Origin of the sequence: Aeromonas sp. 603607, from assembly GCF_049171595.1 — a bacterium.
GTDB classification, from domain to species: Bacteria; Pseudomonadota; Gammaproteobacteria; order Enterobacterales; family Aeromonadaceae; genus Aeromonas; species Aeromonas veronii.
Genome location: NZ_JAAKOV010000011.1, coordinates 14,033 through 26,288, shown reverse-complemented (window position 1 = coordinate 26,288; position 12,256 = coordinate 14,033). Strand labels below are relative to the sequence as shown.

The window sequence follows — 12,256 nt, the reverse complement described above, 5'->3', positions numbered from 1 at the left end:
GCCTCACTTCGATCTGCTTGCAGGCGTGATGGTGCGGATGTTCCATTACGCGGATGTTCGCTTACGCGATCGTCCGATTACGCTTCGCTAATCGAACCTACAAGGCGACTCAAAGCGGCTTGCAGCGATTCGTTAGACGAGTGGGCAAAACAGGTAGGGGGAAATCAGAAACCCGGCCGCCAGATGGGGCGCGGCGGCCGGGTGAATTGTAAAGAGTAGGGTGACAGGGAAAGGGATCAGCCTAGTCTAATCAACTCGATGGGGGCGTAGCGCTCACCGGAGTTTGCCAGCAGCACGCACTTCTCATGCTCCGCCTGATAGGGGGTCATATTGTCGGTGTGGGCCTCTTTCAGAAAATCGACTGCGCCAGTGGCGGCAATCATCACGCGCTGACCCAGGTTCAGCACATTGCGGTTACGGTCATAGATCTTCATCTCATTCTCCTTTTCTTGTGTCCTGGCGAATGCGCAGGCGTCTGTCCAGGACAACGACATTCAGCCTACGCCCCTGAAAAAAGGTGATTTATGTCACAGATCAAAAAAGGGGCGATAAGGGACTCACAGGTTCAAAAAGCGAGCATAACCCCTTGGCCAGCGGTTGTCGCACGCAGTGGTGCTGCCCTGCCCTTTTCGTCGCGGCGGGCTCGAACCCGGCAGCGGTTGGGGTATATTGGTGGCCGATTAGCCAGTCTCATTCACCGTGGCCGCGCAAGCGGGCCGCTGTTTCAACAAGATGGAGAGTGCTCATGAATCGCGACATTACCGCCCAGTTCATCAAGATGCTGACCAACCTCGACCACTGTCTGGCCAAGGCCGAGGCCCACGCCGCGGCGAAGCAGTTCAACGTGGACAACTTCTTCGGCGATCGGCTGATCGTCGATATGCTGCCGCTGTCCAAGCAGGTGCTGATCTGCTGCGATTCGGCCCGCGCCGTGGTCGCCACCGCCAGCCACAGCGAGCTGCCGGCCATGGGGGATGAGCCCAAAACCATGGCGGATCTGCGCGCCCATATCGGCAAGACCATCAGCTATTTGCAAGGCAAGCTGGACGCGGACTACAGCCAGTACGCCAGCGGCCGTTACGTGCCCCACTGGGCGGGCGGCAAGGGGATGGATGGCCATACCTGCGTCCATGAGTACGGCATTCCCAACTTCTACTTCCACCTCACCATGGCCTACGCCCTGCTGCGCCGCGCCGGGGTCGATCTTGGCAAGCGCGACTATCTGGGCGGGCTCAACCTGCAATAAGCGCTGCACGCCACTGGCGGCAAACAGATAGCAAAAGCCTGCCAAGCGGCAGGCTTTTTTATACCGGATGGCACTGGGCTGGTGCGCAGAAGGGCTGCGCCCTAGAAGGGGCCGTTGCTCTCGCGCAGCTTGTCGGGCAGGCCGTCGTGATCCCCCAGTTCGCGCTCGGGCACGTCATCCCAGTGCAGCTTGCCGAGGGTGATATTGCGCTCGGGGTGCACGGCGTAGTGGATGCGGTTGTCCTCCCGATCGGTATCGCCAATACAAAGCAGCCGGACAGTCTCTTCGGTGTTGTTGATAAAGGCGTGGGCCAGCCCGTCACCAGCCTTGAAACCCACCGAGTCGCCCGGTTGCAGCCGATAGAGCACGCCATCGAGCCAGACATCCGGCGTCCCTTCCAGCACGTGAACGAACTCATCCTCGGTCTTTTCGGCGTGGGGCCAGCTGGTACGGTGGCCGGGCTCGACGATCTCGTGGTGGATGCCGATGCGGCTGAAGCCAAAGTGTTTGCCGAGGGCGCAACCGCGCGACAGGGGCTCCTGACTGCCGGAGTAGTAGCGCGGCGTCTGCTCTTGCAGCTCGCTCCAGTGTTTGATGCAGGGGTGGCGATTCATAGCGGTTCCTTTTCCATGAGGATGCAGTCACGGGAAGGGTCATCCTGACTGTCAGAATGCGGGGAGAAAAGCAGAAATTTTCTGGTCAGATGAGCCCCTCTGACGAGGGGCTCAACAAGCAGGAATTACTTGGCCTTGACGCAAGGCAAGGGAGGAAGCTCGCCCTGTGCAGCCGTGCGGGTCATCTGGTAGTTGCCGGTAAGATCCCGATAGACACGGGTGTTCCACACCTCTCCGTTGTCGAGCTGGAACTCGATGTCGTAGTTGACCCCGGAGACCACCTGGCTGCGCACCTCGCGGATGCTCTGCAGTTTGGCGGCCGTGTTCATGCGAGCCAGCACGCTGGCCAGCGCAGCCTCCCCTTCAGTATTGGGCAACGGCTGACTCTGCCAGCCACCCGCCATCGGCGCACACTCAGGAGTGGGTGACGAGGTGCTGCAGGCACTCAACAGGCCAGCAACAAGGATGGGTAACAACACACGTTTCATATCATTTTCTCCTGCCTGCAAAATGACCACCTTATCAACATCTTGCCATTATTGCAGCCCAAAAGGCTCCCGCTGCGCCCCGCTTGGACGCACCAATCGATCAGCGCCCCAGATTGTCCGCCAGCTGTTTGGCGCGGCTGGCCGCCCACTGGTCGATCATCTTCTCCATCTCCCCGGCGGTGATGGGCTCATCCTTGTGGGTACTGTCCGTGCTCTCACGGGCATCCATCACCCGCACCAGCAGCTTGCCGCTCCGGGAGTCGAGCAGCTGGGCCATGCTGCCCACCTTGAGCAGGTAAGGCTCCTTGCCGATCACTTCGCGGGTGACGTTGATGGCGATCTTGGCCGGCAGCAGGTCACGCAGCTTGGGGTCGGGGCGGGTCAGGTCGAAGTTGGTGACAGCGGCCTGGATCCGCATGACCTTCGGGCCGGGGGCGGTGGCGATCTTGACGCCCTGCTTGATCAGCTCGCTCTGGAACTTGTCGTGGTAGTAGCGGCCAATCTGGTTCTGTTCGTTGGCGGTCAGCAGATACCACTGACCGTTCTCCTGCCGGATAAACTGCAGCGGATCGAGCAGCACCTCATTGTATTGGCGCAGGTCAACGCCCGGCTCCTTGTAAACGCGCTGATTGGGGTTGCTCTCGCTCTGCTGGAAGGCAGTCAACGGGATCGCCTGCAAGCTGTGGGATACCTGATTCTTGACGGCGCAGCCACCCAGAAGGGCCGCAGCCACGGCAACCATCACGACCTTTTTCATATTTGCTCCTGCATTTTACTGTTTGTTTTTGCTGTGGATTTCGCACCACATGGCTGGAGAACCCGTGCCGGATGCCGCCAATGTCACAGAGAAATAACCGATTCATCACCTTCCCACAAGCAACAGATCAGGATTGTTCAGCTCACATCCAAGTTGTCACAATTGAGGCACTTTCGTACAGGGTCAGCCAGGGTACGAACGGCAATCTGGCGAGGGTTCGGTTGTTTAATCCGGCTAAATGGGGCGGCGGAAAGCGCTCAGTTTTTTCAAACGATGCGAGCCGCGGGCGGCATGAGTTGAACGGGGAAATGCCCTGGAACGGGCGATGACCGATCATCAGCCATCTTGCGCAAACTTGCCTGCCGCCGGAGAAGCAGCAGGCTCATTCATCAGTTATCGAGATCCCAGGGGCACTGCTTGACCAGCCCCTCTTTACCGCTGGCGACGATCGCCTGCTGCACCATCCGTTTGTAGCGATTCTTGATATGGGCGGGCAACGCGGGCACCAACAGCCGCTCGTCAAACTCCGGCAGCGGGCGATCCGGCAGCACCGCCTGCTCCTGCGGGCTGAGGGGCGGCCGGGAGGCAATATTGCTGGCCGAGATGGTGGGCGTGCCCACCAGCATCTGGCGTTGCAGCGGCGCACTCAGCAGAAAATCCACCAGCAGGTAGGCGGCCTTGAGCCGCGCAGGATCATCCCCGACATGGCGGGCGATGGAGATCGCATCGAGGGCATAGATGGCCCCCTCCTGCACCATGGCGATCCGCCACTGCTGCTCGTTCTGCTTGTTGCACTCCACCAGCTCCAGCCCCCAGGTGGTGGCAAAGGTCTGCTGGCGCAGATCCTCACAGCGGTTGGCCTGATTGAACCAGAAGCCACGACTGGCTCGCAGCCGCTGCGAGAGCTGCTGCTCCACCTCTTGCTGCAAGGTCTTGTCGGCCAGCATCTCGCCACTGGCAAACAGGGCGGGCGACTTGCCCAGCGAGAGCAGCACCGAAAAGAGCAGCGGCTCGAACTGGTCGCAGAACTCGGCAAACTGGCCCGGCGGCGAGCTGTTGGCGAGCACCTGCCAACTGGTGGGCGCTTGCGGCACCTGCTTGCTGTCATAGGCGAGGCTGAACATGGCGTAGGAGAAGGGCACCGAGTAGTTGCGCTCCCCCTGCTTGTCATACTCGGTGTTCTTGAGGGCGGTCTTCACCTCGGGGTAGTGCTGCAGGCGACTGAAATCGATGGGGAGCAGCAGCTTGAACAGCGGCTGGTGATGGGCCTTGTAAAAGTAGCTGGTCGGCAGCACCACATCGGCGCTGCGGGTGCGTAGGGAGCGGTAGACGCTGTCGAAATCGGTCAGCAGCGGCTCGATCCGGCTGACCGTCGCCTCCACCCCATGGGCTTTGGCGTAGTCGGCAAACTGTTGTTCATAACCCGCAGGCAGATAGCCCCACTCCAGCAATTTGAGCTGAACCGGGGCCGCCAGCGCCGGGGTCATCCCCAACAACCAGCAAAGAGGCAGTAGACGCATGGCCGGGTACTCCTGACAGGTAAACCTTGTTGGAGTATAGGCCCATGCGCCCACTCGTCAGGCCACCAGCTCGGCTCCCATGCTCGCCAGAATGGAGAGGCTGACCACCGCAAACAGCACGCCTGTCACCAGATTGAGTGGTCGCTGTACCCGCAGCAGCAGGCGCTGGGCACGATCGGTGGAGAGGCTCCACGCCAGCAGCCCGAACCAGCAGAGGGAAATAATGAAGAGCTCGCCCACCAGCAGGCTGCGGGTCATCCCGTCCACCTCTGGCGTCACCATGGCGGCCAGCAGGCCGATAAAGAACACCAGCGCCTTGGGGTTGAGCAGATTGGTCGCAAGGCCAGTGCGCACGCCCCTGCCCCAGCCGCGCAGCTCGTTGGCGGCGCTGGCCATCAGGGTACTGCTCTGCTGGCGAGCCGCCATCAGGGCTCCCCACCCCAACCAGCCCAGATAGAGGGCGCCGCAGCACTTGATCACCATAAACAGCAGCGGATGGCTGGCAATCAGCATGCTGATCCCGGTCAGGCTCAGGGTGGCGTGCACCATGATCGCCAGCGAGATGCCCAGCGCCGCGCCAAGGGCGGTCGGCCGGTGCAGGCTGGTGCGCAGGATCAGGGCGAAATCGGGGCCGGGGCTGGCCAGTGCAATCAGGTGCATCAGGCCGAGGGTAACGAACAGACTGGTCAGCATAACAACTCTCGCTTTAACGACGGAGAGCCAGCATGGCGGATCAGCGGGGGGCGCGGCTTGTAAAAGATTGCATCTGGGCACGAAATTCGGCGGGTGTCAGACCGAATGCCTGGCGAAAGCCGTGGTGGAAGTGACTCTGATCGAAGAAGCCGACCGCCAGCGCCACCTCGCTCACCGCCATGCCGCTCGCCAGCAGCCGCTTGCCCTGCTCCAGCCGCAGCCGTTTCAGCCAGGCGTAGGGGGTCATGCCGCTGCGCTTCTTGAACTGGCGCAGGAAGGCGAAGCGATCGAGCCCGAGCAGCCCCGCCAGCTCTTCCAGCGAGTGGGGCTCGTCGAGGGCGGCCATCAGGTAGTCGCGCAGAAATCGCAACTGGGGATCGGCCAGCTGGTGCACCTCGGGGGCCAGATGCAGCAGCTCCCCCAGCAGGGCGAGCAGCTGGCTCTCGATCAGCAGGCCATCGGCCTTGGGGTTGTCGAGATAGCCGTGCAGCTGGGCAAAGCCCTGATAGAGGTCGGGGCGGCTCTGCAATCCCTTGTCGAAGAAGGGTTCCGGCTGCTCCGGCAGCCAGAGCGCCAGCTGCTGCGGATCGATGGCAAAGACCCGCACCTCATACCCTTCCGGCAACAGGCTGAGGCCGTCGTGCACCTCGTCCGGGTTAACGGTAGAGAGCACCCCGCGCACCAGATGGTGGCTATTTCCCTTGTGGATAAACTTCTGGCCACCCCGCTGCACCAGCCCGATATGGTAGTCGAGATGGACATGGCGGCCGTAGCTGAACGCCCTGTGGTGGGAGTGTGACAGCTCGACCCCCGGCAGGTGCGGGGATTGCCAGTAGCGGATGAGGGAATCGGTGGTATTCATGGGTTATAGATACACCGCAAACAAGCTGAAAGCTTGTAGATTATTGCATTCCGGCTATGCCCTTGCAGCTGGTGCAATGGCCACCAAAGCAGGTCGGCTACGCCACCAGCGATAACCGGCAACCACAACCCGCTTATTGAGCTACGGAAAAAGCAAAGGGAGGCATTACGCCTCCCTTCGACTGATCACACAACCCAGTTACTTGGGTTGCAGCTTCATCTCCTGCAAATACTCCTGCACCTGCTGCTTGTAGTCCGCCTGATAGGAGAACTTGGTGCTGTCGCTCGCCGCAATCAGGTTGACCGCGGTGCAGAACAGGGTGGCAGCCAGCAACCCCTTGCCAACCCACTGAGGATGGCTGCGGCTCCAGCTAACCAGCAACAGCAGGATCGGGAACAGGGCATAGGGGAATATCAGCATCAGGTGCCAATAGTTGAAGATGATGGGCGAGAGCGCCGCACTCACCAGCACAGCCAATACGGCCGCCAGCGCATAGAGGCCGAGCCAGCTCGTGCCGTCCACTGATGCACGGTCGCTGCGCAGCAGACGCGGCTTGAGATCCCGCCACAGTTGCCAGTTGGCCTTGGCCGCCAGCAGCACGGTGGCAGAGCCCACCCCGTAGATCATCACCCGCCACAGCCAGACTGCTGTCATCTGCAAATATTCATGACCCGCCAGCCAGATGAACTGAGTGTCGTTGACCAGCTTGCTGGCAAACAGCCAGGAGCCGTAACGCAGCCAGTAGATCACCGATTTCAGCACCGGATAGACATGCACCAGCCCCCATCCGATATAGCGCTGACGCGCTTCGGGATCGACGTTCTGGGTGATATGGCTGTTGCTCATCACTTCCATGGCGTAAGGGATCAGAGATGCACCGATCAGCAGGGCTGCGACCACCACCCCGCTCCAGCTCACCTTGAGGATTCGGCGCCAGAAGAGGTAGGTGGAGATCACAGCCAGCAACGGCCAGGAGTAGTGCAACTGCATCGCCATACCGATAGCCAGCAGATGAACAATCATGTGCCAGAAGGAGGCTCGCTCGCGCATATGCCAAGCCGACCAGCAGTGCATGGCCGAGAAGAGGAAGAGATAGGAGGGGTTGTAGAGCAAACTCTCGTACTGGAACCAGGGGTTGAGCCAGCAGAGCACCAGAAACAGCAACCGCGCATTGCCCTTCGATACGGGGTCAACAAACACCTGGCGGATAACCGCATCAAATAGCAAAAAACCGACCAACCGCATCACCAGCAGCAACACCATGGGGGCATAGGGAGAATCCCACAGTAGCAGCGGCCCACCAATCAGCCAGGCCGACAAGCTCCCCGGCACATTGCCCACCGCACTCGCCGCATTGCCATAGCTGAGCCAGACCCCCTCATAGGCTCCAAGGTAACCCTTGTAGAGCATCTGGGTCTGGTCGCCGGTGAGGAGCTGATTAACAGAAAACAACCAGGAGAGCAGCAGCCCGGCAAATATACAGGCCGCGAATAATGCGTTATGGTAGCGCCCACTAAGACCAATCATTGATCCACACCTATTGAAAAAATTGCTAACGACTTTAACAGTTGCCACCTGATTTTGCTCGTTTACGATTCACATTTTTAGTAGATTTACCAGTCAGTTATGAGACCCGCGGAGCAGTTATGACCCCACCAGTTAAAAAGTTTTTATTCATTGTTGAAGACTTGTATGGTGGTGGTGCGGAAAAGGTTCTGCTCAATACCGCATCCTTGCTAAAAGATGCAGGTGTCGATGTTACCTTGTTTACCTTGCGGGAAAAAATAGACCATACGCTACCTGACAACATTCACCCGATTAATCTTGGCATTGTCACCAAGCTGACTAAAGCCATATCCAATGTTGCGGTTGAAAAAATACAAGCATCTCTGATCTTGAAAAAAGTCAAAGAGATCTCACCTGACGTAATTATCTCATGCTCATGTGACAAAATTACCAGACACCTGCCTGATACACTGAATATTTATTACTGGATCCACGGAAATGTCACCGGCTTTGCCAAAGACAATGCCAAAGGATATGAAAAATTCAAGCGTTTCTATAATGGCAAGAAACTGATCTGCGTATCTCGTGGCATCGCGGACGACATTTTGCACAATGTAAGAGCCACACCAAAATCGTGTCAGGTTATCTACAATCCGTTTGATATCGAGAAAATTCAGGCGTTGGCCGATGAGCCTTTCAGCAAGCCATTCGACAAGTACTTTATCCATGTCGGCACCTTCGAAGAACGAAAACGCCACGATCGTCTCTTGCAGGCATATCAGCTAAGCGGCGTTGCTACGCCACTCGTTCTGATGGGCAAAGGGGAGCGACGCCCTCACATTGAAGCCTTGATCGAGGAGATGAACCTTGCCAGCAAGGTGAAGATCATCGACTTTCAGAAGAACCCCTACCCCTATATCAAAGCCGCTCAGGCGCTCATCCTGACATCCGATGCTGAAGGGCTGCCAACAGTGCTTATTGAAGCACTCATCTGCCATACCCCGGTGATCAGCGTGGATTGCCCGTCTGGACCGGCAGAAATTCTTACTGGGCCACTTCAAGATAACCTTTGCTCCCTTTTTGACATTCCCAAAATAGCGCAAAAAATATCTCGTATGGATATTGATAAAATGCATATACCAGATCATTTTTACAGCCCATTCTCTAGTACAGAGACCATAAAATCATTTATGTCACTTTAGTTTATTAAATTTAATGAAATAACATTGAAATGTCATTTTGAGAGCTAATCCAATGAATATCCTATTAATAGGTATTGATAACGCAGGGCTCATTACCCCGATAGTTGAAGAGATGCGACAACAAGGACACGTGGTTACATTTATTGAGAATGGAGAAATATCTAGATATGATTACCTGCACCCAGTAGAGAGAATATCAAACTTAATTTCAAAGGCTCTGTTTAAAAGAAATTTAAAACAAGAAAGAAGCTGGCTGTCGACCACCCAGTTTTTGAATGGTTTTACAAAAAACCGCCACTTTGATATCACTATCCTCACTAATCCTGATATTTACACGGCAGAACATCTGACACAGCTCAAAAAATGCACCAACAGGATGATTTGCCACCTGTGGGACAGTACTCTCAGAATGCCAAATAATATCAAAAACATTTCACTTTTTGATAAAGTTTTGAGCTTTGATCCGCAAGATGTTAAAAACTATGGCTTTACACCAGTAACTAACTACTATAAAAAGAATTTAACCCCACTCCAACCAAACAGAAATTATGATGGTGATGTGTTTGGTATTTTTAGCTTTGATCGTGAACGCTACGCCTTTATAACTGCATTTCTGGATGCCAACCCAGACTTAAAAATTAAAATCATGATTTATGTTGATCACCACCGAAAGATCAAAAAAATAAGAGACAAGAGAATAGAAATAATTACCAAGCCAATTACTGGTGATGAACTATTGGCAATCTCATCGGCTTATCACTGTATTCTTGATATAGGATACCAGTCACAAAAAGGCTTGTCTTTTAGATTCTTTGAGTCTCTTGCCTATGAACAAAAAATAATATCAAATAACAATACCGCAGAGACATTTCCGTTCTTTCATCCCAACAATATATTTTGCATAACAGATACAGATCTAAAAGTCTCACCTGACTTTTTAACGCTCCCTTATCATCACATATCTGACGAGATAAAAAATCAATACAGACTAGATATATGGGTAAATAAATACATAAAGGCGATGCTTTAATTTTTATTCTGCACCAGGCTATGGTGCAGAAATCTAAATTATTGTGCTATGTACTGAACATACCAATCATTAAATTGATTCTCAAACTCCTCCATATTAATGTAGCTTACATTTTGTTCTTTTTTGGCATCAATATACATTACCATGGCTTTCTCAAAATTTGGTAACCACTCCCGGTTTTCACCTTTACCAAAATTATCATTATATATTCCAAATATAGGTTTTTTAAGCCCTGCAGCAATGTGTATTGTCGCCGTATCTACAGACACGATACCGATACTATTTCTTATTTGAGCGAATAGAACACCTAAAGAATGGGATGAGTCATGTGTGATAACTCTTTCCCTTAAGATATCAGGCATTCTCCTGATATTGTGTTCTGTTTCAATTTTCTTTATCGGTGGATAGAGCAAACATACATTATATCCAGGCTTGCTCAACATAACCTTCAGGATCTCGATAATTTTTTCATCATTAAATGTTCGTGAGCTGCCACTACCGTAAGGATTAAAACAGATTGTGGGATTATCAGGCCAGCTAGATTTAACGCTTGACTCATCTTCAAGATATTCTGGAACAATATAATCTGTATCGGGGTTATCAACCCCCATTTTATTAACGGCCAAGGCAAACTTCTGTGAGAAGTGAATATTCTTGGTTAAATGACCAATTTTAATATTCACACATTTTATTTTGTCATCTATACCAATAACATTTTTTACAGATAATTTTGAGATAAAGAAAATATCTTTCATCTTCATTTCATTAGTAAGATGAACAAGATATTCAATATCTCCTATATCTCTAGCCAATGAGGCGAGTGCTGCATAACTTGGTCTTTTCGGAATAGAATAAACTTCATCAAAAAGAAATTGGTTTTTAAATAAAAACCTCATCTCAGGGGTTGTAATTGCAACTACTTTTTTGCCTGGAAACTTCTTTTTTATTTCACGAGCGACCCAAGATGATACTATGGCATCCCCCAATTTGGCATCCCAACGAACAAAGACTATAGCACCATCTTTACTTGAAGCTGATTTCAAAGATCGGTCAAAAAGCACAATCCCTATTTTACGACGAATGATATCGCGCCATGATTGCAATTTCTTAATCATTTTCTTCCCTCCAAAGGCGATACCTTTATTGTGGTAATTAAAGCCGAAAATAAAAACATGAAGAATATCACCCCGGAGTTATGACTTATAAATGCTTGACTCAAGCTATAATCAACAAGAGTTAATGATGAAACCGCCAACATACTACTGACCAATAAGTTATCTCTATTTTTACTCGCAACCCAAAGTGGATAAAAGTACAGCAGAGCTAACATCAAGAAGCCTATAATGCCGCGTTTAGCCAATTCATCTAAAAATTGATTATGTGCATGTGAGTTAAAATTATAAATGAACTCAGATATAGAACCATTATTATATTGGTTTAATTGTGATAAGCGAATTCCGTTATTTCCCCAACCAAAAATTGGTTTTTCCAAAAAAGAGTTATATGCACTTTCCCACAACTGCAATCGAATGCCTAGAGATGTATCCGGATTCACACCATCAAAATAATGAACAACATCCGCTTTGGCATTATATATCCTATCCATTACGCCACTTTGCGGAAGCATAGCCAAGAAAAGCAACAAGGCACATACAGTGCTTGCATAGAGACCATCTTTGAGGGATAGCTGTTTTCTAAAATAAAAAACTATTGTAAACAAGACGATTGGAAGTAAAACCCAGCCACCTCTGGTCCCGGAGAGAAAACTGCCTATCCCCCCCATTAAAAATGAAAGAAGCATAAAGGCAGCAATGCTTTTCTTCCCTAAATGGCGGAACCAGAAAAAAGCACACAGACATAACAATGCCAATGTCATGCTGATGTTTCCTGACTGAATTGGCATGCTTTCATCAAAAGCTCGAGGCATTCCAAGATAAAACTTTTCATATATTGCGATTAGACCTGAGCTCACTGCTCCTATAGAGAGGCCAGCAATAAGAACGTTTATGTTAATGGGGAACACACTTAATAAAGGTAAGGTCATTGCAGCCATTAACAAACGACTTGGTCGGTCTAACTCTTTGAGTGCGCCACCATCAATCCAGATTGACACTGCTTGGATGACAAAAAAAGAGATGAATATATATGATAATATTTTCACCTCTGAACTCATTGCCAAATAATATTTTTTACGCCAAAAGACAAAAACACTTGTCAAAACTAAAATGCTGGGCCCATATCCATAGCCACTGGGGACCGTTAAAACTATTGCGCCAAATAAAAAAGCTGCAAATTGCACAATAATATTTAGTCGTAGGCAATTATTATCTAAATTCAC

13 protein-coding genes are annotated in these 12,256 nt (G+C 52.2%); 3 read left to right on the top strand and 10 right to left on the bottom strand.

The features are described from left to right. Positions 1 to 236: 236 nt before the first annotated feature. A complete protein-coding gene (gene ydfZ, locus G5315_RS11745) occupies positions 237 to 434 on the bottom strand; it encodes a putative selenium delivery protein YdfZ (protein WP_005342516.1) in 198 nt (65 codons plus the stop codon). Positions 435 to 745: 311 nt separating this feature from the next. Here ydfZ and G5315_RS11740 point away from each other — a divergent pair, with 311 nt between their 5' ends. After that, positions 746 to 1,246, top strand: a complete 501-nt coding sequence (locus tag G5315_RS11740; protein WP_421333087.1) for a DUF1993 domain-containing protein — start codon at positions 746 to 748, stop codon at positions 1,244 to 1,246. A gap of 101 nt (positions 1,247 to 1,347) precedes the next feature. On the opposite strand, the gene G5315_RS11735 is transcribed toward G5315_RS11740, so the two are convergent. The 7 genes from G5315_RS11735 to G5315_RS11705 all read right to left on the bottom strand — a co-directional run bounded on the left by G5315_RS11735 (position 1,348) and on the right by G5315_RS11705 (position 7,590). Continuing rightward, positions 1,348 to 1,860, bottom strand: a complete 513-nt coding sequence (locus G5315_RS11735; protein ID WP_019445003.1) for a cupin domain-containing protein — start codon at positions 1,858 to 1,860, stop codon at positions 1,348 to 1,350. Positions 1,861 to 1,985: 125 nt separating this feature from the next. Then, positions 1,986 to 2,348, bottom strand: coding sequence for a cystatin domain-containing protein (locus tag G5315_RS11730; RefSeq protein ID WP_421333086.1), 363 nt, complete (start codon positions 2,346 to 2,348; stop codon positions 1,986 to 1,988). Between the two features lie 100 nt (positions 2,349 to 2,448). Further along, a complete protein-coding gene (locus tag G5315_RS11725) occupies positions 2,449 to 3,105 on the bottom strand; it encodes a DUF3313 domain-containing protein (RefSeq protein WP_421209190.1) in 657 nt (218 codons plus the stop codon). 389 nt (positions 3,106 to 3,494) lie between these two features. Next, on the bottom strand, positions 3,495 to 4,625 hold the full coding sequence (locus G5315_RS11720) for a spermidine/putrescine ABC transporter substrate-binding protein (RefSeq protein ID WP_421333085.1): 1,131 nt from the start codon (positions 4,623 to 4,625) through the stop codon (positions 3,495 to 3,497). A 57-nt stretch (positions 4,626 to 4,682) separates the two neighbouring features. Next, the gene (locus tag G5315_RS11715; RefSeq protein WP_100652235.1) at positions 4,683 to 5,318 is read right to left on the bottom strand and encodes a LysE family translocator; all 636 of its coding nucleotides are present in this window, start codon (positions 5,316 to 5,318) and stop codon (positions 4,683 to 4,685) included. Between the two features lie 40 nt (positions 5,319 to 5,358). After that, positions 5,359 to 6,180 carry a helix-turn-helix transcriptional regulator gene (locus G5315_RS11710; protein WP_005357044.1) on the bottom strand — a complete coding sequence of 274 codons (822 nt, stop codon included), beginning with the start codon at positions 6,178 to 6,180 and terminating at the stop codon, positions 5,359 to 5,361. Positions 6,181 to 6,378: 198 nt separating this feature from the next. Continuing rightward, positions 6,379 to 7,590 (bottom strand): 3-deoxy-D-manno-octulosonic acid transferase, encoded by a 1,212-nt coding sequence (locus G5315_RS11705; protein ID WP_421333119.1) that lies wholly within the window; start codon positions 7,588 to 7,590, stop codon positions 6,379 to 6,381. 236 nt (positions 7,591 to 7,826) lie between these two features. Between G5315_RS11705 and G5315_RS11700 the strand changes: the two genes are divergently transcribed. Then, positions 7,827 to 8,888 (top strand): glycosyltransferase, encoded by a 1,062-nt coding sequence (locus G5315_RS11700; RefSeq protein WP_421297503.1) that lies wholly within the window; start codon positions 7,827 to 7,829, stop codon positions 8,886 to 8,888. A gap of 52 nt (positions 8,889 to 8,940) precedes the next feature. Continuing rightward, positions 8,941 to 9,918: a hypothetical protein gene (locus G5315_RS11695; RefSeq protein ID WP_421297505.1), complete on the top strand. Its 978-nt coding sequence runs from the start codon at positions 8,941 to 8,943 to the stop codon at positions 9,916 to 9,918. A 38-nt stretch (positions 9,919 to 9,956) separates the two neighbouring features. Here the strand turns inward: G5315_RS11695 and G5315_RS11690 are convergent, their stop codons facing one another. Then, complete coding sequence (locus G5315_RS11690; protein ID WP_421333084.1) at positions 9,957 to 11,033, bottom strand: glycosyltransferase family 9 protein; 1,077 nt, start codon at positions 11,031 to 11,033, stop codon at positions 9,957 to 9,959. Further along, positions 11,030 to 12,256, bottom strand: a complete 1,227-nt coding sequence (locus G5315_RS11685; RefSeq protein ID WP_421333083.1) for an O-antigen ligase family protein — start codon at positions 12,254 to 12,256, stop codon at positions 11,030 to 11,032. Before G5315_RS11685 ends, G5315_RS11690 begins: the two co-directional genes overlap by 4 nt.

What these genes read in the sequence shown, in the direction of transcription:
- ydfZ (WP_005342516.1), bottom strand. Translation starts at nt 434, where the DNA reads ATGAAGATCTATGACCGTAACCGCAATGTGCTGAACCTGGGTCAGCGC.
- G5315_RS11740 (WP_421333087.1), top strand. Translation starts at nt 746, where the DNA reads ATGAATCGCGACATTACCGCCCAGTTCATCAAGATGCTGACCAACCTC.
- G5315_RS11735 (WP_019445003.1), bottom strand. Translation starts at nt 1,860, where the DNA reads ATGAATCGCCACCCCTGCATCAAACACTGGAGCGAGCTGCAAGAGCAG.
- G5315_RS11730 (WP_421333086.1), bottom strand. Translation starts at nt 2,348, where the DNA reads ATGAAACGTGTGTTGTTACCCATCCTTGTTGCTGGCCTGTTGAGTGCC.
- G5315_RS11725 (WP_421209190.1), bottom strand. Translation starts at nt 3,105, where the DNA reads ATGAAAAAGGTCGTGATGGTTGCCGTGGCTGCGGCCCTTCTGGGTGGC.
- G5315_RS11720 (WP_421333085.1), bottom strand. Translation starts at nt 4,625, where the DNA reads ATGCGTCTACTGCCTCTTTGCTGGTTGTTGGGGATGACCCCGGCGCTG.
- G5315_RS11715 (WP_100652235.1), bottom strand. Translation starts at nt 5,318, where the DNA reads ATGCTGACCAGTCTGTTCGTTACCCTCGGCCTGATGCACCTGATTGCA.
- G5315_RS11710 (WP_005357044.1), bottom strand. Translation starts at nt 6,180, where the DNA reads ATGAATACCACCGATTCCCTCATCCGCTACTGGCAATCCCCGCACCTG.
- G5315_RS11705 (WP_421333119.1), bottom strand. Translation starts at nt 7,590, where the DNA reads ATGCTCTACAAGGGTTACCTTGGAGCCTATGAGGGGGTCTGGCTCAGC.
- G5315_RS11700 (WP_421297503.1), top strand. Translation starts at nt 7,827, where the DNA reads ATGACCCCACCAGTTAAAAAGTTTTTATTCATTGTTGAAGACTTGTAT.
- G5315_RS11695 (WP_421297505.1), top strand. Translation starts at nt 8,941, where the DNA reads ATGAATATCCTATTAATAGGTATTGATAACGCAGGGCTCATTACCCCG.
- G5315_RS11690 (WP_421333084.1), bottom strand. Translation starts at nt 11,033, where the DNA reads ATGATTAAGAAATTGCAATCATGGCGCGATATCATTCGTCGTAAAATA.